Origin of the sequence: Vibrio bathopelagicus (genome assembly GCF_014879975.1) — a bacterium.
GTDB lineage: Bacteria > Pseudomonadota > Gammaproteobacteria > Enterobacterales > Vibrionaceae > Vibrio > Vibrio bathopelagicus.
This window is the reverse complement of the sequence record NZ_CP062501.1, coordinates 1,106,029-1,124,893: the sequence shown is the minus strand read 5'-3', so window position 1 is coordinate 1,124,893 and position 18,865 is coordinate 1,106,029. Positions and strand designations below refer to the sequence as shown.

Genomic DNA, 18,865 nt, shown 5'->3' with positions numbered 1-18,865 from the left:
AGTGAGAACAATGAAAAAGCTAGTCACCCTTGTAACCTTGGCGTTAACGACTTCGTTGAGTTCGACTCATCTTTTGGCGGCAGAAAAGCTACGAGTTTATGCCGCATCGTCTATGACTAACGCGGTTAATTTGTTGATAGAAGAGTTTGAGAAAGAACATTCGGTCGATATTGTTCCCGTTTATGCCAGCACATCGTCATTAGTGAGACAGATTGAAGGAGGGGCGCCAGCAGACATTTTCATCTCGGCAAATGAAAAGTGGATGACGCATTTGGTCGACCGAAAATACGTTTCTAGTGACAATGTCACAAACTTGTGTGAAAACGAACTTGTGTTGATCTCCCCGAAAGAGATGTCGGTATCATTGGATATCTCAAAGGGAGAGCAATGGGCTAAACTAACGACTAATGAACGACTTGCCGTCGGTAACACTATGTCGGTGCCTGCAGGTATCTACGCTAAGGAAGCTTTAGAAGCTCTGGGTGTTTGGGATAGTGTGAGCCCTCGATTGGCACCAAGTAACAATGTTCGTATGGCATTGGCCTTGGTGGAGCGAAGTGAAGCGAAGCTCGGCATTGTCTACAAAACTGATGCGTTATTGTCGAAAGAAGTCGATATCGTTGCCACGTTTCCTTCGAATCTCCACACACCAATACGTTACCCTGTAGCTAAGTTGAACGACAAATTAACCACGAATGACTTCTATACTTTTCTAAACGATGAAAAGGCGAAGGACATTCTGAACAGTTTTGGTTTTGAAGCGCATTAAATGATGTTTTTATCTGAGTACGAATACCAAGCCTTAATGCTGAGCTTAAAAGTTGCTGGATTTGCCATCTTATGGCTTATTCCCATCGGCATTGGCTTAGCATGGCTGCTTGCTAAGAAACAGTTTGTTGGCAAAAGCATAGTCGAGAGCATTGTCCATTTACCTTTGGTGCTTCCCCCTGTGGTCATCGGTTATTTGTTGCTGGTGATGATGGGCAGACAAGGCGTTATTGGCTCATGGCTTAATGACGTGTTTGGTATTGTATTCAGCTTTAGCTGGAAGGGCGCGGCACTTGCTTGTGTTGTTGTCGCGTTGCCATTAATGGTTCGCTCTATTCGCCTGAGCTTAGAAACTGTCGATAGCAAACTTGAAGAGGCCGCAGCCACATTGGGCGCTTCACCTGTTCGTGTGTTTTTCACTATTACATTACCTCTTATGATCCCTGGGATCATTACCGGCACCATGCTTTCATTCGCAAGAAGCTTGGGTGAATTTGGTGCGACAATTAGCTTCGTTTCAAATATTCCCGGTGAAACTCAAACCATCCCATTGGCCATGTATACTTTTATTGAAACCCCTGGCGCTGAAATGGAAGCGGCACGTTTGTGTGTCATTTCTATTGTGATAGCGCTTGGTTCATTAATGCTATCTGAATGGCTCAATAAGAAGTCTGCACAACGACTAGGAGGCAATGTATGAGTACTTTGATCCTCCAATACCAGCAACAGTTGGGTGAAACCTTCTTTGATATCGACTTAGAACTCCCAAGTAGCGGCATTACTGCGATTTTTGGCCGTTCTGGCGCGGGTAAAACATCACTTATCAATGCAATTAGTGGCCTTAAAAAGCCAGATAAGGGCTTGATCAGCGTGTCGGGAACCCCCTTGTTCGACAGTGAGAAGGGCATTAACTTGCCGACTCACAAACGCAATGTCGGCTATGTGTTTCAAGAGTCACGATTGTTTCCACACATGAAGGTGTCAGGCAATCTTAAATATGGCATCAAAGACTTTGATAAAACGCATTTCGATCAGATTGTCTCCTTGTTGTCTCTCGGTTTATTGCTAGACCGTTACCCAGCACGTTTGTCGGGTGGTGAGAAGCAACGTGTGGCAATTGGACGTGCTTTGTTGTCTAAGCCGAGCATTTTGTTGATGGATGAGCCTTTAGCGTCTCTCGACTTGCCTCGTAAGCGCGAAGTGATGCCATTTTTGGAAAACCTCTCTGAAACTGTCCAGATTCCAATCATTTATGTGACGCACAGCCTTAACGAGATTTTACGCTTGGCCAATCACCTTGTGATCATTGAGCAAGGCAAAGTCATTTCGTCGGGCGTGACAGAAGAGGTGTGGGCTTCAAGAGCGATGCAACCATGGCAATCATTCTCAGAACAAAGCTCATTGTTTGAAGGAACGCTAGCTGAGCACAATGACGATTATGCGTTATCTCGTTTGAAGCTTGGAAAATCGACATCGTTGTGGGTTCAGAAGGTATCGAGCGACATTGGGGCTGCAGTAAGGTTACAAGTTAGGGCAAATGATGTCTCTATCACGCTAGAACAGCCGCAAGGCACTTCGATACGTAATATCCTTCCTGTTACTATTAAAAGCGTAGAGACGCACCAGCAAGGCTCAAATAAGCAGAGTGTTGCGGTAGAACTGGAGCTAGAGCTTGGTTGTTACTTGTGGGCCACGATAACCTTGTGGGCGTTGGACGAGTTGAGTTTAGAAATCGGTCAGCAAGTTTACGCTCAAATTAAAGGTGTGAGTGTCGCTCAGCGAGATATTGCCGTTACGCACTGATTCAGATGAGGCCTTTGAGGCAATGAGTGAGATAAGTTCGCCCATTGTCTTTTCTATGTTTACAGCTTGTCAGCGATGTTTAATGTTTGTAAGCGATATGAATGTTGATCTTGATTCCATGAATGGATACATGCGTCATTTTTATACGGTATAACTGCCAGTTTTGCGCCACACTGTATGAGTGCTAAGGCATATTGCTTGCTCTTGCTCTAACAATAACAAGTGCTGCATTGGCACAAGAACATTACGAACAACGAAATTAAGCAACGAACAGAAAAAGCAACAGGCACAAAAAAGCCGCATGTTTGAAGTAACACACGGCTTAATCATTAAGTTTTCGTTAAGCACTCAACCTAAATCTAGGTGAGATGAATGGCTTATCGGATGAAAACTTCTTTAAAATCACGCTTCAAGATAGCATCACGGCGTGCTTTCTTGATTTGCTTAGCCATATCTTTTACACAGTTATGTAAAATTTGGTCAAGCAATTGAGCTCGGTACTCTTCTTTTTCTTCATCAGACATGCCTTCTGGAAGTTTAAGAGTAGGGAACTCTTCCATCATGTTTACGCCAGCGAAAGCTTGGCTAACAGAGATTAGAGCGTGGAATTGCTCAAAGTTGTCCAAAACATTTTGTGCGCTTGCTGGAAGGCTACTCCAAGTTTCACGCACTGCTTCTTCAGACACCTCATGAATAGAAGTAACCATGTTGTGCATCTCTTTAGGCACTTCATCAAATTCGATAACTTGGCGAAGCTCTGGTGAGATAGTGGTTAAATCGATTTCTTGTACTTCGTTATTTGTAGCGTCTGACATAGTATTTCTCTTTAAAAAGAAACAATGCTAAAAAGATCTGTAAAAAAGTCAATATAATATAGACGTTAGGGCATGAATTAAGCCCAAAATTGAGCTACTTTCAATATTCAACGCTAGATAAAGGTGATGTGATGATAGAAAAGGGATCTTCGATGCGCATATTGCTGGTTGATGATGTTCAACTAGACAGGATGCAACTGGCGATTCGTCTAAAGCAATTAGGACATATTGTGGAAGCGGTGGGTAGCGGTAAAGAAGCTCTAAACATCTATTCTGATTTTGATCCTGAACTCGTATTACTTGATATCAGCATGCCAGGCATGGATGGTTTTGAGGTCGCTAACGAGGTTCGTAGACAATTCCCCGAATGGGTTCCTATCATATTTCTGAGTGGCCATGAAGAACCTGAAATGATCGCGAAAGCGATTGATGCGGGTGGTGATGATTATCTAATCAAACCGGTTAACAAAGTGGTACTGAATTCAAAACTTATCGCGATGCAGCGTATTGCGCACATGAGGCGAGAGTTAAAACAAAGCACGGCTAAACTTGAAGAATTGAACATACTTCTGCAACAGCAAGCCAATGAAGATGGCTTAACAAAATTGTATAACCGTCGATATATGGATACTAAGCTTGAAGAGAGCATTGCGTGGCACGGAAGACGTAATATCCCCATGACAGTGATACTTCTAGATGTAGACTTTTTTAAGCCTTACAACGATAATTACGGACATATTCAAGGGGATAAGTGCTTACAAGGGCTTGCCAGGACCTTGAAACAGCTGTTTGTTCGGGCTGGAGAGTTTGTCGGCCGTTATGGCGGTGAAGAGTTTGTTTTGGTTTTAAGTGACACGGACAGCACCGCTGCTAAATTACATGCGACTCGAATAAAAGAAGCATTGCATGAAATGAACTATGCCCATGACCACTCAAGCGTATCAGATAGAGTGACAGCGTCACAAGGTGTACTCTCATTCGTGCCTGCAGGCGGAGAATCGATCGCTTCAATTTATGAAAAAGTCGACCAAGCGCTTTATCAAGCAAAACAAAGTGGTAGAAATACCTTTATACAGCGTAGTATTTTGGAGCTTGCAGGCTAGTTGGCAAGCTCTTCTGGATATTTGAATTTATACTTCTATTAGCGTTTCAGCTTGGAAGTGCTTTAAGTGATAAAAGAAATGCCACATTCAAAGTCATTTTCTATGGCTAATACATGTTGGACACTGGTTGTCCCTGTATTCTGTTTATCTGTTCCTACCGTTGCTTCTGCAAACACGATATCTGATCTTGTTCGTAAGGAGATAGAGCGAAACTTTGCAACCAGCGTGCTTCTTAACGATACTGACGTATTCACTTTTGGTATCAATAACTTTGACCCAAACGAAGTATTTCGTCTGGACAATGAAGACATCGGTTCGAGTGACTCGGTAAGCCGAAGACAAAACATGGCCTCTCTCAGTCTTCCTTACACTTTCAAATTACCTGCCACTATAGAAGATAACCATCAAGAGGTGACGCTGCGTCTGTCTGCATTACGCACTGAGAATGAAGTCAATTATTCATCAACGTCTGTGTCTGACGTTCAAAAAGAGACCGTCATTTCGGGGTATGTTGAGTTTTCGAATGTCGCCCAATTAGATGAATACTGGAGCTTTCATTCAGGTATCGGCAATCACATCTCATATTATCGCAATGACTATGATTATCGAGGCAATGTACCCCAGCCTCTGGTAGACGCACTTGATGGGGTTTATCTCAATACTGACGCTTGGGCTTACATCATAGAACCCAAAATTAAATTGATTTATGAAGACAAGAATAATTGGGGTAAATACAAACTCAGTACCAGTTGGCATTATTTTAATGGTGTGGGTTGGGGAGAAGCCAATAACGGTAACATCGGCCACCCAGAAGGTTGGTATATCGCCAATGAAGCGAAGATCTTTTATGACTTAGTTCGTTGGGATAAGAACATCACTTCCATGTATTCGAGCATCAAGAGGATTGATATTGGTGGTGATACTGTCGTGCCTATGGGCACAACATCATATTATGAGGGCAGCGTAGGTTGGTTGCTGAACCCAAACCTATTTAACGACTGGGTTGATAATGTGGGGATTGGGTTTACGATCAATTACGGTAGCAGCTTGAAAGGCGGGAGCTTGGTTATCTTCTTCAACCAAGATTAACCTTCTAGCAGGATATAAGCTCTCTTCCAAAGGCTCGTTTGTCGCTATAGCGATTAAGTTCCTAACTATAGCGCTTAAGGCTTCTAGCCATAGCGTCTAACTGTTAACGCACAGTTTATTTCGCCCAGTTTCCTTCGCTTTGTAAAGTGCATTATCGGCAAGCTTCAACACTTCTTCGGGTTGTTTGGTGGTTGTACTGTCAGACAGTCCAATACTCACCGTAACATTCACAACCTTGGTCGGATTGGTGTTTTGGCCACGTTTTTTGATACCAACTTCATGATCATCTGGACGATCTTGAGTGTTACGAATGGTCATATCATAGTTCTGAATCTCAGAAATCAACGCTTGAAGGTGCTCTTTCACTTGATCAGAGTGTTTGCCCTTAAAGATGATCGTAAATTCTTCGCCACCATAACGGTATGCTCGAGCGCCACCGGTTGTCTCTTTCAGAAGGCGAGCCACCAGCTTTAACACGTCATCGCCAATATCATGTCCATAAGTATCATTAAACTGTTTGAAGTGATCGATATCGACCATGGCCATAGAGTAATGACGTCCTAAGTGCTTCATATCGACTTCTAAGGCGTGTCGCCCAGGAATATTGGTCAGTTGGTCGTTAAAGGCCATATCGTGGCTGGCTGACATCACATAGACGATAATCAGTGTGCCTGACAAAGAAAACATGGTGCTTGAGATGTATTGGATATCAAAGAATATGAAGGTACTCGAAGCCAACAAAATCGCACTGTAAACAACGACATCGATAGAGCGGTTGTAGACCAAAACCAAAATCGACGTTAGGCCAAGCAAGCAAAGGCTATAAAGCACCAGTACAAAAGGTAGTTTAGAAAAGTCTCTAACGGTAAAGAGAACCCCTTCGCTCCATGATTCAAAACCTCCGGCATGGAAGTGAGACACAATTAATTGCGCCCAAACCATGAACAGCACCACCACTAAGGTGTAGAGGAACATGGATTTCGAATTGACACCGGTGTCAGGAAACGCATAGACCAACAGACAGCTTACCGGAACTAAAGCGGCCAGAAGAGACAGCTCCAATAATGTGGTTCCAGTGTTTAACGGGGTTTGTAAGCGGACTTGGATGACCAAATAGGCAACGAGCATGGTGATAGACACCATAGCCATACGACCTTGCCTGAATGTGTGGCACAGCAAAACGGCAACGCTCAATAAAATATACGGGAGGTTGCTAGCAAACCCTAAGTTTGAATCCGTCACGAGAATGACGTTGTTCATACCTACGAGTAACATTGCTAATAGAAGTAAGGGAAAGCAAAATCGAAACATGCTCGACGTTACAAAAGAAGATGCCATTTATGTGGTGAGCCTAAGTGTACTGATGATCTTGTAATTTAATTTTATACGTAGGATACGGTTAAACAAGCGATTGCCAAGCTTTTTGCGTAAATCAGAGCAAAAACATAGTCATAGGTCGCCATTGATGCAACTCTTTTTATATGTATTTGAGTTGCTATTAACCATAGAACGAACTACACAGTATATATGAGAAATTAATTAGTCGTTATAGTTAGTTAACATGCAGTTAGTAAATCTGTAGTAATAAGTAGGGTATAGTAAGGTAACAATATGCAGGTCGTTGCCAATCAGGCTAGAACGCGACCTGTCGTGATAGCTACAAATGGAGGCGTAGTATGCAAATCAGTGTGGATGTACACAATTATATGGAAACGCTTGTCGGTCATGTACTGGCTACCGAGGAGTATGTGTCGAGTTATACAAGCGAGCAGCTTGCCGATCTCGCTTGCCTTGCGTTGGGGCAACTGAAACCTATCTATATCCGTTTTGATATTGATTTTCTTTCGGCATTACCGGAAGACAAGTTAGTGCTCTATAAAAGAAATAGTGAGATCGCAGTCAAAAATGCGGAAAGCATGATTATAGAGGATCGAAGACGAGATCGAACGGACAATGTGCCCGTTATATTTAGTCAACACAATTTTGACGATGACGTAGAATTGCAATGGTATGAAAAGCCATTGTTGAACACTAAACAGTCGTGATAGTTTAGTGTCAGAACGGTCATTTAAGGAGTAAAAAACGTGGGATTCTTTTCTAGATTATTTGGTGGCAAAGAAAAAACCGAACAAAAAGTAGAAATTGAGCCAGTGGAATACAAAGGCTTCAATATCTATCAAAACGCCATTGCAGAATCTGGTCAGTACCGTGTGGCTGGTCGTATCGAGAAAGAAATCGACGGTGAAATTAAAACTCATCGTTTTATTCGTTCTGATGTTGTTTCAAACAAACAAGACGCCGATGAATTGATGCTTAAAAAATCGCAAATGTTCATTGACCAAATGGGCGACAATATATTTAGCTAACCAATTAGGGTTAGAATTGATGTTGGTCATAATTTAGAGAGCTTTCAGTGTATATGCTGAAAGCTCTTTTTAGTTTTAGGGATAAAGAACAGCTAGTAGGTTGTTATTAAAAGGATTATTGGCATGTGGTTTGACCTCTTTATTCGAGAGGGCCGTCATTTATCTAAATTAAGTGCTCAAAATCCATCCAAATCGTTATAAGTAATAACTTTTCCTGTTCTTTGAACAAAACGCTTGAAGTATTAGTTGTCGTTAGATACAAACGAATAAGTCATTGTGCCAATAGTCAAGGAATAGCTATGCAAATTGGTGTACCAAGAGAAACACTCGCAGGTGAAACGCGAGTCGCTGCATCGCCGAAATCGGTAGAACAGCTTCTAAAATTAGGATTTGAAGTTTGTGTTGAATCACAAGCAGGTGCGTTAGCAAGTTTTGATGATACAGCTTATGAACAAGCTGGAGCAAAAGTTGTAACCGCAGATGAAGCTTGGAAATCCGATATTATCTTTAAAGTTAACGCTCCCATCGTTGATGAGTCTAAAAATGAAATCGAGTTACTTAAAGATGGCGCAACACTGGTCAGCTTTATTTGGCCTGCCCAAAACCCAGAATTAATGGAACAGCTTTCTAGCCGTAATATTAATGTGATGGCAATGGACTCGGTACCGCGTATTTCTAGAGCTCAAGCTTTGGATGCACTGAGCTCTATGGCAAACATTGCGGGTTACCGTGCTGTTGTTGAAGCCGCCCATGAGTTTGGTCGTTTCTTTACGGGGCAAATTACGGCTGCAGGTAAGGTTCCACCAGCGAAAGTATTGGTTGCTGGTGCGGGTGTTGCTGGCCTTGCGGCTATCGGTGCTGCGGGTAGCTTAGGTGCGATTGTTCGTTCATTCGATGTTCGTCCTGAAGTAAAAGAGCAAGTCGAGTCTATGGGCGCTGAATTCTTGGAAGTTGATTTCAAGGAAGATACAAGCGCTGGTGATGGCTACGCAAAAGAGATGTCTGACGCGTTCAACAAGAAAGCAGAAGAGCTTTACGCGGCTCAAGCGAAAGACGTTGATATCATCATTACGACGGCACTGATCCCTGGGCGTCCTGCGCCTAAGCTGATAACAAAAGAAATGGTTGATAGCATGAGCGCGGGTAGCGTGATTGTCGACCTTGCAGCGGCCAATGGTGGTAACTGTGAATATACCGTTGCTGATAAAGTGATCACGACCGCGAATGGCGTCAAAGTTGTGGGTTACACCGATATGGTAGGTCGCTTGCCGACTCAGTCGTCTCAACTGTACGCAACTAACTTGGTTAACTTGCTAAAACTGCTTTGCAAAGAGAAAGACGGCAATATCGATATCGACTTTGAAGATGTTGTGATTCGTGGTGTTACCGTAGTTAAAGAGGGCGAGGTCACTTGGCCAGCTCCACCAATTCAAGTTTCAGCCCAACCTCAACAAGCGAAGCCTCAAGCTGTTAAGCCACAACCAAAAGTTCAAGAGCCTGTTTCTCCGATAAAGAAAGCGGCGGGTATGGCAGTGGCGGTTGGTGCCTTTGCTTGGATAGCCTCGGTTGCGCCTGCTGCGTTCTTATCTCACTTTACCGTTTTTGTTCTCGCTTGTGTGGTGGGTTATTACGTAGTTTGGAATGTGAGTCATTCTCTGCATACGCCTTTGATGTCAGTAACAAACGCAATCTCAGGGATCATTGTTGTGGGCGCGTTGTTGCAAATAGGTCAAGGAAGTGGCGTTGTCACCTTCTTATCATTTATTGCCGTATTAATTGCAAGTATCAATATCTTTGGTGGCTTTACCGTGACCAAACGTATGCTTGAAATGTTCCGTAAAGACTAAGGAGTAGCAGATGTCTGAAGGATTAGTACAAGCAGCTTATATCATTGCTGCTGTATTCTTTATAATGAGCTTAGCCGGACTATCGAAACAGGAATCTGCTCGCGCAGGTAACTATTACGGTATCACTGGTATGGCAATCGCATTGATCGCAACGATCTTTGGCCCTCACTCTGCAGGTATTGTGTGGATCATCATTGCTATGGTGATCGGTGGTGGTATTGGTATCCACTACGCGAAGAAAGTAGAAATGACAGAAATGCCTGAGCTGGTGGCAATTTTGCACAGCTTCGTAGGTATGGCTGCCGTACTTGTTGGTTACAACAGCTACATTGACGCACCAGAAGCGGCAACGCACGCAGAACACGTAATCCATCTTGTTGAAGTTTTCCTTGGCGTGTTTATCGGTGCGGTTACTTTCACGGGTTCTATTGTTGCCTTTGGTAAGCTTCGTGGCACGATTTCATCATCTGCATTGAACATCCCTCATAAGCACAAATGGAACCTAGCGGCTATCGTTGCTTCTACATTGCTAATGATTATGTTCGTTAAAGCTGATGGCAGCATGTTCGCTCTTATGCTGATGACGCTTATCGCATTCGCTTTCGGTTACCACTTGGTGGCATCGATTGGTGGTGCAGATATGCCAGTGGTTGTATCGATGCTGAACTCGTACTCTGGTTGGGCAGCTGCGGCAGCAGGTTTCATGCTTGCAAACGACTTGTTGATCGTAACCGGTGCATTGGTAGGTTCGTCTGGTGCGATTCTGTCTTACATTATGTGTAAGGCGATGAACCGTTCGTTCATTAGCGTTATTGCTGGTGGATTTGGCCAAGAAGTGGTTGTGTCTGATGGTGATGAAGAGCAGGGTGAACACCGTGAAACATCAGCAGAAGATGTGGCTGACATGTTGAAAAACTCTAAGTCAGTCATCATCACTCCAGGATACGGCATGGCAGTAGCTCAAGCTCAATATCCAGTGCATGAGATCACTGAAAAGCTAAGAGCTCAAGGCATTAATGTTCGATTTGGCATCCACCCAGTTGCGGGTAGGTTACCGGGTCACATGAACGTACTGCTTGCTGAAGCGAAAGTACCTTATGATGTCGTTCTTGAAATGGACGAAATCAATGATGACTTCAATGAGACAGATACTGTATTGGTTATTGGTGCGAACGACACCGTAAACCCTGCAGCATTGGAAGATCCAAACAGCCCAATCGCTGGTATGCCAGTGCTTGAAGTTTGGAACGCTCAAAATGTTATCGTGTTCAAACGCTCTATGAATACAGGTTATGCCGGTGTGCAAAACCCGTTGTTCTTTAAAGACAATACTCAGATGTTGTTCGGTGATGCGAAGAAAAGCTGCTTAAGCATTTTAGAACATCTATAAACAGCAATCATTCTACAATAAAACTAAGGAGCTCATATGAGCTCCTTTTTTGATTCTAGCGAACTAAGCTGTTCAAAATTGGAGATCTTATTACGCACATAGATGCAGTCTTTGTGTTGGCAATAAGGGCTGGGTATTCACGGGTAATTTGATTATTGAAGCCGCCGGTTAAGGCTCGGAATCGTTTTCTCTTTAAATACACACCACTTTTCATGCGGTTAAAAATTTATCTTTGATAGCTAATGGTATATATTTGATTGATCTGTATGAATTTACGCTTGGTTTGTGATCATCAAAAGAATATATACTCTGTTCATCGCTTCGTTAGTCGTTTCAGCAAATGCGTTTGCTGATTCTTTGCCTGAGCGTATTGATCACTTTACTAAGTTGTTTGATCATCAAACGGCCATCGAGTCTTATGATATTCGATTGCTTCAAGCGGATTATCCAACTCGCTTGATCATGCCGTCTTCTATGCTGCCACAAACAGCAGAGTACCCATTAAAAGATATTCAACGCCTCTACCAGCTGTCCAAAACGTGTAGCGGGAAATTACCACTTAGTCCGTTAATTACTGAGCCTTTGGTGTTTACTCGCGCAATGTGTAAAGGAACCAAGCTTTCTGATCGTTGGTTTAGTCGTAGCGGCCTTATCCACCCGGGTGGTGGTTCTTATGCCGCGCGTTACGTTGAAAAGTACCCTGATAAGTTCGATTCCTTGAAGCGCTTTATGCATATTCAAGAACGCCCAAACGTCGAACATGATGAACTATTATCTCGCTTGCAGGATATGGACAGCGAAGCAATTACGGCACTGCTGGCTGGTGCGAGCATGTTTGTTGAACTTGATGAAATGTGGGTTAAACGCGGCGACAGATACTATTTATACAAAGAACCGATTTGGTCTGAAAACGCAACACTAGCGGGTTTATCGCTCAGTTTATCTTCGGAAGGCAACAGCTGTTTCGTTCAACGCGGTAACGTGTGTTGGGAGATAGAAGATCACTCAGAACTTCTGCAAGTCGCGATGTTCATACTGGTGTTTGCCAATATCATGCTTGTGGTGGGTTGGGCGATATATCGTTGGAATAGTAAGAAGCAAGAGATGAAAAGTCGAATGCTTGTCCTTCAGATCTTGACTCACGAACTAAGAACACCAATCGCGAGTTTATCTTTAACAGTTGAAGGCTTTAGGCGTGAATTCGAACACTTACCAGAAACGGTATATGATGAATTCCGTCGACTTTGTGAAGACACACGTCGTTTAAGGCAGTTAGCTGAAGCGAGTAAAGATTACCTACAGTCGGATAATCAACCACTGGCCACTGAGTGGGTGCCGAGTGTACAAGAATGGCTTGAGTATAAAGTCGAAGAAGATTTTGCTCCGGGTATTGAACTCCGAGTAAACAAAGACATTGCTGCAAAGTTGAACGTATATTGGTTAGGTACGTGTATCGATAACCTGATCAGAAACGCCGTGAAATACGGTGTGGCTCCAGTGATACTAGAACTGAATACTTCTGACAAGAAGCTGACATTCAAAGTTATAGATAATGGAGACTTGTCCCGTAAAGATTGGGGGCAACTACGAAAGCCATTTGTAAGTAAAAGTGGACTAGGTTTAGGTCTGACGATAGTGGAATCTATGGTCGGAAAAATGGGCGGTCACATGACACTGATAGGCCCCCCAACAACATTTATTTTGGAGATACCTTGTGAAACAGACATTGCTTCTCGTTGAAGATGATAAAAATTTAGCTGACGGTTTATTAGTTAGCCTTGAGCAAGCTGGATATGAATGTTTGCATGCAGAGTTAATCTCTGAAGTTGAAGGCTACTGGGAGCAAGCGGATCTAGTGATTCTAGATCGCCAACTGCCAGACGGTGACTCAGTAGATTCACTACCAGCTTGGAAGAAGAAGAAAGACATTCCTGTCATTTTGTTGACGGCACTTGTGACAGTAAAAGACAAAGTCGCAGGCCTAGATTCAGGTGCAAACGACTACTTAACTAAGCCTTTCGCAGAAGCTGAACTGTTTACTCGAATCCGTGCGCAGTTACGCCTGCCAGATGCTGAAGAGCAAGATTCATCAAAAGTGATGGCTCAGAACCTTGTTATCGACAAAGCGACTCGCGAAGTGTTTTTTAACGAACTAGAAGTCACGCTAACACGTACCGAATTTGATCTACTCTTGTTCTTGGCAAGCAACTTGGGTCGTGTATTCACACGTGATGAATTGCTTGACCACGTATGGGGTTACAACCATTTCCCAACAACACGTACCGTAGATACGCACGTTCTTCAACTAAGACAGAAATTACCAGGTCTTGAGATCGAAACGCTTCGTGGCGTTGGTTATAAGATGAAAGCGTAATGAAAAAAGCCTTACTTCCACTGTTAGCGTTAGCAAGTATCGTTAGCCCGGCACAAGCGGCCGATTGGTTTAAGAATAGTGATACTCTGACGCAAGTGCACAAACATCTGCTGGATAACGATTTATCCCAGATGTTTGATTCATTAGTGGAAGTTTGGCAAATTAATTCCTCTCAAGTAAGAGAAGATCACCTCAATGAATTATTTGACCAAGCGTTAAATAAGGATTGTGGAAAAACCCTCACCAAAAAGACCTTACCGGAATGGATTAATTCGGTGGTCGTCAAAAGACACACCATTCAAAGCCCTGGGCGAGATACGTTTAGAGTTGTGATCGAAGTTGAGTCCGAAGAGAATATCCAAGACATCACCTTCGAGAAATGGGTCGATAAAGTTGTATCATCAGACAGTGAACTCACTAAAGACAACGAAGTCGTGAATAACGCATCAGTCAGTCTTTATAAGCAACGCTACAACTTACCTTCTCAATTGGACTCTGGCTTATACCGATTAAATGTGAAAGCCGAAGGGGGCGTAGCTTGGAGTACTTGGATCATTCTTGGTGAAATTACGATGCGACAGCAAGTACGTTGGGCATCTAAAGACACCTGGAGAATCGACAAAAAAGAGCTTCTTAACCCATATTGCCCATTACCAAAGTTAGACGTTGGTTTGTACGATTACATCGACGAGCACTATGAACAGGTGTGGGGCAAAAGCTATGAGTCAGATTATCCGATTAGTTTAAGTGCTGAAGAAGTTCCTAATGATCGCTACGTATTGGCAGTTTCGATGATCCATTCGCGCTGGCAAGGTGACATAGCGATAGAACAAGCACAAACTATCAGTAAAACTTATGATATTTCTAGCGAAGAAGAGTTAAAGTAATTTAAAATTGTGCCGTTAACTATGTAAGGGATCTAACAAAGATAAACGGCATGAAAAAAACTACTAAACTACTCGCAACGTCAATTGCATTCGCCAGTCTTCCTCTTTCAGCAGCAAACTACGCCATTGAAGCGCGTGGTGATGCGATGGGTGGTGTTGGTGTTGTTTCTGCAAACTTCTTAACCGCTCCATTCTATAACCCAGCATTGGTTGCTATCTATCGTCGTAACGATGATATGGGCATGATTACGCCAAGTTTTGGTGGTAGCTATAACGACCCTAACGACATGAAGTCGAACATCGATAGTGTCGTTGATGCATCAAACACTGCAGACTTAGACGCCGCACTGAATAAACTGGATGGCAATCAAGCCAACGTTGAACTGGGTGGTGTTGTTGCGTTCGCACTTCCTAACCAGTTTGTTGCTGCAAACCTTTTCGCGAAAGCCTACACAGAATCATTTGCGACACCTAACGTTTACACAACAGGTTCCGATGAAGACAAAGTTGAACTGTCTACCGTTGAAGCTGTTTCTATTGGTGTCGCAGAAGTCGGCATTTCTTTAGCAAAATACCAAACTTTTATGGGCCAACACATCTCATTTGGTATTACACCTAAGATCCAACGTATTTACACATACAACTATGTCGCGTCGGTTAATGATTACGATCTGTCTGACGTTAGAGAAAACAGTGATGGCGACACTGCATTTAACATGGATGCTGGTGCGCTTTGGTTCTTCGGCCCGTTCCGAGTCGGTGTTGCAGCAACCAACTTGATCTCACGAGACATCGAAACCAAAGATACGACGAGAACGTTAACCAGCAGCACAAGTAGTGCGACACACCAAGTTGGCGGTAAATACACTTACCAACTTGAACCGGTTTACACCGTTGGTGCAGGTATCGTGTCTGACTACTTTACGTTGAGTGTCGATTACGATTTGAATGAGACTGAAAAGTTTACTTCGTTTGAAGACAACGAACAGATGATTCGTGTTGGTACCGAAGTCGATCTTCTACGTCAGCTTAAGTTAAGGGGAGGGTACTATAAGAACCTGGCTTACTCTGATTCAGAAGGAACAGTCACAGCCGGTATTGGTATCTCGCCACTCAACTTGTTCCAGTTAGATCTAAGTGCGAACTACACAAACGAAAATGCAATGGGTGCTTCAATCAATTTCCTTGCTAGTTACTAACAGTCCTTATATAGTTCTGCTCCTAAATAAAGGAGCAGAGCATGCTAAACGACTTACCAACCCTTTCTCACGAAGAACAACAGAAAGCTGTTGAACGAATTCAAGAAATGATGACTCAGGGCATCAGCACAGCACAAGCTATCAAAATCGTTGCTGAGCAAATTCGTGAAGAAATGAGTAATAAAGAAGAGTAGGGCATCAGCCCTTCTTTTTTAACACCTTAATGCACTATAACTAAATATATTACCCTCTAGTATATTATCTCGTACATACCCACTCTTTAGTTACCCTAAATTCTGACCTAACCAAAACCCTTAAATTTAGCTTATTCAGTAAGTTACAGCCGAGTAATCCACTTTATAAGCTTTTCTCGGTTTCTATTTGTAATTAAATTACAGCAAGAACTGAAAGTAAAACAATTGCCATTTTGGGTGTCAGTATTTATGTCACCATGTCTAAGTGGTTCAATATAAGGCGTTTTTAAGACTGGTGACGTTGTGACTTCTGTTTTTAGCGGATACGAGTGTATGAATGTTCACAAGCAGACAAATGAGGATTTCATCTAAAAACAGTGCGAGATAAGTAGCGACGGTAATGTTCTAAACCGATACTGCGAGTTACTGACCACTGGTTAGAGCAAGCTTTACTCGCCAAATATGTGAACTTAAGAACAAGTGCTTAGGAGAAGCTTAGAGGTGTGAGAAAGAGCTGTTTATAGAGCATTCAGGAACGATACGTATCAACCGGAGAATGCCATTGATGACGTTATTACAGATGGTGTTATCACAGATGATAAGAGCGTACTTAGACGTGTCGAATCGATTAGAATTCTGATGAGGCAACAAAGCTTATTGATTTGTTTAGTCAGCAGTTAAAAATCTAATGGGTGCTTAAGTGGAGAGTATATATCGACAGGGTATTAACTGCGTGTTGAATGTGTAGCTGCAGTCCAGTCTAGCGAGCCTTAATAAAACGTAGCGACTTGGTTTCGTCCGTTGTCTTTAGCTTGGTAGAGCGCTTTGTCTGCACGTTTGATGGCAGTACGTATAGATTCATGCTCCTTAAGCTGCGTTACTCCGGTCGAAGCCGTGACTTTAAGCGCTTTAGGCCAAGGGCTTTTCTCCATTGCTAGGTAAAAATTATCGATTGATTCGTTACACTGTAGCGCAGTTTGTTCCAGGCAAACGAGTAGAAACTCCTCACCACCCCAGCGATAAAGCAAGTACTGCTCATCAAGGCTCTCGTTCGCAGTTGCGACAAACTGAATAAGTACTTTGTCACCCACTTCATGGCCATGTTGATCATTGATCTGCTTAAAATGGTCTAAATCAAACAGCGCGATGTGAATCGTTTTTCCTTGTTGCGCCAACCATTCGAAATCATAGAAGGTATCTAACGCTTCGGTTCGGTTTCTACATCCGGTCAACGGATCGGTTGTGGCCTTTACCTTTAGCTCTTCAATTTCTTGGGTTAAATGGCGTTGTTGCTGTACTGAACGCGTTTTGCTTCGCTGTGCGATATGTAATGCGGCATACGTCACCCATAGTCCAACCAATAGCTCACCTAGCAAAGCCTTGCTGATGATTTTACCGTGGAACACAATACTCGAGATGTTAAGTGAATGATGCCCAGCAAGCGTGCTGGCACCAAGCCCGAGTTCAACAGATACCGCGTTCGTAATGTCTACAGCGCTATCAGAAACAGGGCGGTTATAATGATCAATCCACCAGAAAGGAACATTGAAGTAGTTTAAGTCGATGTGGTTTTTATCTGGTAATGAGAAATCTAAGCGATTGAACTTGTTCGACATAGCATCGCCTTTCACGCTGTAATTCTTGTCGTAATTACGAATGTAGAAGCGAAACCTTGGGTCTTCTTGGCCTTGGTAATCCATATTAATGGTGACCGAATCGAACGTAGAGAGATCGAGCCCTTAACCTTGTGTCGATATAACGAACTCAATTTCACAGAATGGCAAGCTATATGTTCGTTCAAAGTCACACTGTAACTCGATTCCATCTTTCGACTTGTATAACGAACCTAGGGTGCCTCCATCATGGTCTCTGTCGGTGTTAACAAGTGTAGGGTATCTGTCTGGTGTCATGATGTAGCTCTTATCCATAATCGTACGGTAAGAGATAAGCGATAGCAGGGTGATTGCCAGGCAAAAAACAGAAAGGAATATGTTGAGTTGTCTGAAAGCTTTGACGCTCATATTATTAATCCGAATGTGCAACCATATAATTATGAGCGATGCCTTATATTGACGTAACCCAAGATTTGTTTTGAATAGTGTCTGAGGGAATCGCTGCCGCCTAAAACTGAAAGCAGTTGATGGTTATACAGGAACGAGACGCATTAAACTCATAATGAGATCAAACTGTCCTCGTATTTTGTTGACTTTGTGCAATATTCAATCAATAAGTGAGGTTTTTACGGGGGTTGTAATGCAACTGTGTATTTATACAGTTATGTTGATGTGGCTGGATGAATGCAAAAGAAGAGCGAAGTGCACGTGTTTATAGCTGTTAGATTTTTAGAACTAATTTTTTGTTGCAGTGTCACTTTTGCTAAGTGGTTATATAAAATGACACCTATATTTTAATTGAACTTCAAACCTTGGCACTTTTGTGGCTCTGAAAGCAAACACAAACTGGATAAAGCAAGTGCAGCAAGACCAACAGGTACGAAAGCTGGAGGATCCCAATGGCTAAAAAGGATGGCCTAACAAAGGTTAACTAATGAAGGGTTATACGCTTTGCGATGAGCGAGTGGTAAGGGTTAACATCACAAGAAAAGGCTACAACAAAAGCCGATAGATCCTACTAATCAATACGAAAAACTAAGCAATTGTTTCGGATTAAACTCGCGTCGTTCCGGCGTGATCAAGGTCGTACGGTCAAAGTGAACCCTAAATCCATTCCAACGATGATCTAAGGGCAAGTAACTGCGAACGTAAATGTTCATGAGCTCAAATAAACAGCATGCTGATTTAGACAGACGGTGTCAGTAAGAGCAACTAAGGTATAAACAAAGCAGCTCGATAGTTTAACCAACTAGTAAAAACATTAAAGCGAACGATCGATAAACTTGAAGATTCTTTTTGAGGAAACTTGCTGACGATTGTACGTGGAAAAATTTGACGGGATGATAGAAGCTCAAAACAGAATTCAGCGTGTGGAGTTAACAATAACACGGTCGCGTGTGTGAAATCTGAAAAGCAA

General features: G+C 42.8%; 17 protein-coding genes and 1 pseudogene. 14 read left to right on the top strand and 4 right to left on the bottom strand.

Features of this window, described 5'->3' with window-relative positions; translation table 11 throughout:
• Positions 1-10: 10 nt before the first annotated feature.
• Genes modA through modC form a run of 3 tightly spaced genes read left to right on the top strand, consistent with a single transcriptional unit; the run spans position 11 to position 2,571 of the window.
• Positions 11-769, top strand: coding sequence for a molybdate ABC transporter substrate-binding protein (modA, locus tag IHV80_RS21255; RefSeq protein WP_192890860.1), 759 nt, complete (start codon positions 11-13; stop codon positions 767-769).
• The gene (modB, locus tag IHV80_RS21250; RefSeq protein ID WP_192890859.1) at positions 770-1,468 is read left to right on the top strand and encodes a molybdate ABC transporter permease subunit; all 699 of its coding nucleotides are present in this window, start codon (positions 770-772) and stop codon (positions 1,466-1,468) included.
• A complete protein-coding gene (gene modC / locus IHV80_RS21245) occupies positions 1,465-2,571 on the top strand; it encodes a molybdenum ABC transporter ATP-binding protein ModC (protein WP_192890858.1) in 1,107 nt (368 codons plus the stop codon). The genes modB and modC overlap by 4 nt, the downstream gene beginning before the upstream one ends.
• A gap of 377 nt (positions 2,572-2,948) precedes the next feature.
• On the opposite strand, the gene IHV80_RS21240 is transcribed toward modC, so the two are convergent.
• Positions 2,949-3,386, bottom strand: a complete 438-nt coding sequence (locus IHV80_RS21240; RefSeq protein WP_004731036.1) for a DUF3069 domain-containing protein — start codon at positions 3,384-3,386, stop codon at positions 2,949-2,951.
• 131 nt (positions 3,387-3,517) lie between these two features.
• On the opposite strand from IHV80_RS21240, the gene IHV80_RS21235 reads away from it, so the two are divergent.
• Complete coding sequence (locus IHV80_RS21235) at positions 3,518-4,489, top strand: GGDEF domain-containing response regulator (RefSeq protein ID WP_192890857.1); 972 nt, start codon at positions 3,518-3,520, stop codon at positions 4,487-4,489.
• A 78-nt stretch (positions 4,490-4,567) separates the two neighbouring features.
• Positions 4,568-5,578: a Solitary outer membrane autotransporter beta-barrel domain gene (locus tag IHV80_RS21230; protein ID WP_192890856.1), complete on the top strand. Its 1,011-nt coding sequence runs from the start codon at positions 4,568-4,570 to the stop codon at positions 5,576-5,578.
• 96 nt (positions 5,579-5,674) lie between these two features.
• Here the strand turns inward: IHV80_RS21230 and IHV80_RS21225 are convergent, their stop codons facing one another.
• Complete coding sequence (locus IHV80_RS21225; protein ID WP_192890855.1) at positions 5,675-6,916, bottom strand: GGDEF domain-containing protein; 1,242 nt, start codon at positions 6,914-6,916, stop codon at positions 5,675-5,677.
• 338 nt (positions 6,917-7,254) lie between these two features.
• Between IHV80_RS21225 and IHV80_RS21220 the strand changes: the two genes are divergently transcribed.
• The 9 genes from IHV80_RS21220 to IHV80_RS21180 all read left to right on the top strand — a co-directional run bounded on the left by IHV80_RS21220 (position 7,255) and on the right by IHV80_RS21180 (position 15,835).
• The gene (locus tag IHV80_RS21220) at positions 7,255-7,623 is read left to right on the top strand and encodes a late competence development ComFB family protein (RefSeq protein ID WP_065105775.1); all 369 of its coding nucleotides are present in this window, start codon (positions 7,255-7,257) and stop codon (positions 7,621-7,623) included.
• A 39-nt stretch (positions 7,624-7,662) separates the two neighbouring features.
• A complete protein-coding gene (locus IHV80_RS21215) occupies positions 7,663-7,944 on the top strand; it encodes an HlyU family transcriptional regulator (RefSeq protein WP_192890854.1) in 282 nt (93 codons plus the stop codon).
• Positions 7,945-8,243: 299 nt separating this feature from the next.
• Entirely contained in the window at positions 8,244-9,791 is a 1,548-nt protein-coding gene (pntA, locus tag IHV80_RS21210; RefSeq protein WP_192890853.1) for a Re/Si-specific NAD(P)(+) transhydrogenase subunit alpha, read from the top strand.
• A 10-nt stretch (positions 9,792-9,801) separates the two neighbouring features.
• A complete protein-coding gene (gene pntB, locus IHV80_RS21205; RefSeq protein WP_102435155.1) occupies positions 9,802-11,181 on the top strand; it encodes a Re/Si-specific NAD(P)(+) transhydrogenase subunit beta in 1,380 nt (459 codons plus the stop codon).
• Between the two features lie 288 nt (positions 11,182-11,469).
• Entirely contained in the window at positions 11,470-12,921 is a 1,452-nt protein-coding gene (gene vxrA, locus IHV80_RS21200) for a sensor histidine kinase VxrA (RefSeq protein ID WP_192892192.1), read from the top strand.
• A complete protein-coding gene (gene vxrB, locus IHV80_RS21195) occupies positions 12,896-13,555 on the top strand; it encodes a response regulator transcription factor VxrB (protein WP_192890852.1) in 660 nt (219 codons plus the stop codon). The genes vxrA and vxrB overlap by 26 nt, the downstream gene beginning before the upstream one ends.
• Complete coding sequence (locus IHV80_RS21190) at positions 13,555-14,442, top strand: DUF2861 family protein (protein WP_192890851.1); 888 nt, start codon at positions 13,555-13,557, stop codon at positions 14,440-14,442. The genes vxrB and IHV80_RS21190 overlap by 1 nt, the downstream gene beginning before the upstream one ends.
• Before the next feature lie 50 nt (positions 14,443-14,492).
• Positions 14,493-15,641, top strand: coding sequence for a conjugal transfer protein TraF (locus tag IHV80_RS21185; protein WP_192890850.1), 1,149 nt, complete (start codon positions 14,493-14,495; stop codon positions 15,639-15,641).
• Between the two features lie 41 nt (positions 15,642-15,682).
• Positions 15,683-15,835 carry a YoaH family protein gene (locus IHV80_RS21180; protein ID WP_004731009.1) on the top strand — a complete coding sequence of 51 codons (153 nt, stop codon included), beginning with the start codon at positions 15,683-15,685 and terminating at the stop codon, positions 15,833-15,835.
• A gap of 770 nt (positions 15,836-16,605) precedes the next feature.
• Here the strand turns inward: IHV80_RS21180 and IHV80_RS21175 are convergent.
• Together IHV80_RS21175 and IHV80_RS21170 are read right to left on the bottom strand one after the other, a co-directional pair.
• Positions 16,606-17,856 (bottom strand): annotated as a pseudogene (locus tag IHV80_RS21175) (GGDEF domain-containing protein).
• Between the two features lie 614 nt (positions 17,857-18,470).
• Positions 18,471-18,608 (bottom strand): DUF3653 domain-containing protein, encoded by a 138-nt coding sequence (locus tag IHV80_RS21170; protein WP_192890849.1) that lies wholly within the window; start codon positions 18,606-18,608, stop codon positions 18,471-18,473.
• Between the last annotated feature and the right edge of the window lie 257 nt (positions 18,609-18,865).

What these genes read in the sequence shown, in the direction of transcription:
- modA (WP_192890860.1), top strand. Translation starts at nt 11, where the DNA reads ATGAAAAAGCTAGTCACCCTTGTAACCTTGGCGTTAACGACTTCGTTG.
- modB (WP_192890859.1), top strand. Translation starts at nt 770, where the DNA reads ATGATGTTTTTATCTGAGTACGAATACCAAGCCTTAATGCTGAGCTTA.
- modC (WP_192890858.1), top strand. Translation starts at nt 1,465, where the DNA reads ATGAGTACTTTGATCCTCCAATACCAGCAACAGTTGGGTGAAACCTTC.
- IHV80_RS21240 (WP_004731036.1), bottom strand. Translation starts at nt 3,386, where the DNA reads ATGTCAGACGCTACAAATAACGAAGTACAAGAAATCGATTTAACCACT.
- IHV80_RS21235 (WP_192890857.1), top strand. Translation starts at nt 3,518, where the DNA reads ATGATAGAAAAGGGATCTTCGATGCGCATATTGCTGGTTGATGATGTT.
- IHV80_RS21230 (WP_192890856.1), top strand. Translation starts at nt 4,568, where the DNA reads ATGCCACATTCAAAGTCATTTTCTATGGCTAATACATGTTGGACACTG.
- IHV80_RS21225 (WP_192890855.1), bottom strand. Translation starts at nt 6,916, where the DNA reads ATGGCATCTTCTTTTGTAACGTCGAGCATGTTTCGATTTTGCTTTCCC.
- IHV80_RS21220 (WP_065105775.1), top strand. Translation starts at nt 7,255, where the DNA reads ATGCAAATCAGTGTGGATGTACACAATTATATGGAAACGCTTGTCGGT.
- pntA (WP_192890853.1), top strand. Translation starts at nt 8,244, where the DNA reads ATGCAAATTGGTGTACCAAGAGAAACACTCGCAGGTGAAACGCGAGTC.
- pntB (WP_102435155.1), top strand. Translation starts at nt 9,802, where the DNA reads ATGTCTGAAGGATTAGTACAAGCAGCTTATATCATTGCTGCTGTATTC.
- IHV80_RS21190 (WP_192890851.1), top strand. Translation starts at nt 13,555, where the DNA reads ATGAAAAAAGCCTTACTTCCACTGTTAGCGTTAGCAAGTATCGTTAGC.
- IHV80_RS21185 (WP_192890850.1), top strand. Translation starts at nt 14,493, where the DNA reads ATGAAAAAAACTACTAAACTACTCGCAACGTCAATTGCATTCGCCAGT.
- IHV80_RS21180 (WP_004731009.1), top strand. Translation starts at nt 15,683, where the DNA reads ATGCTAAACGACTTACCAACCCTTTCTCACGAAGAACAACAGAAAGCT.
- IHV80_RS21170 (WP_192890849.1), bottom strand. Translation starts at nt 18,608, where the DNA reads ATGAACATTTACGTTCGCAGTTACTTGCCCTTAGATCATCGTTGGAAT.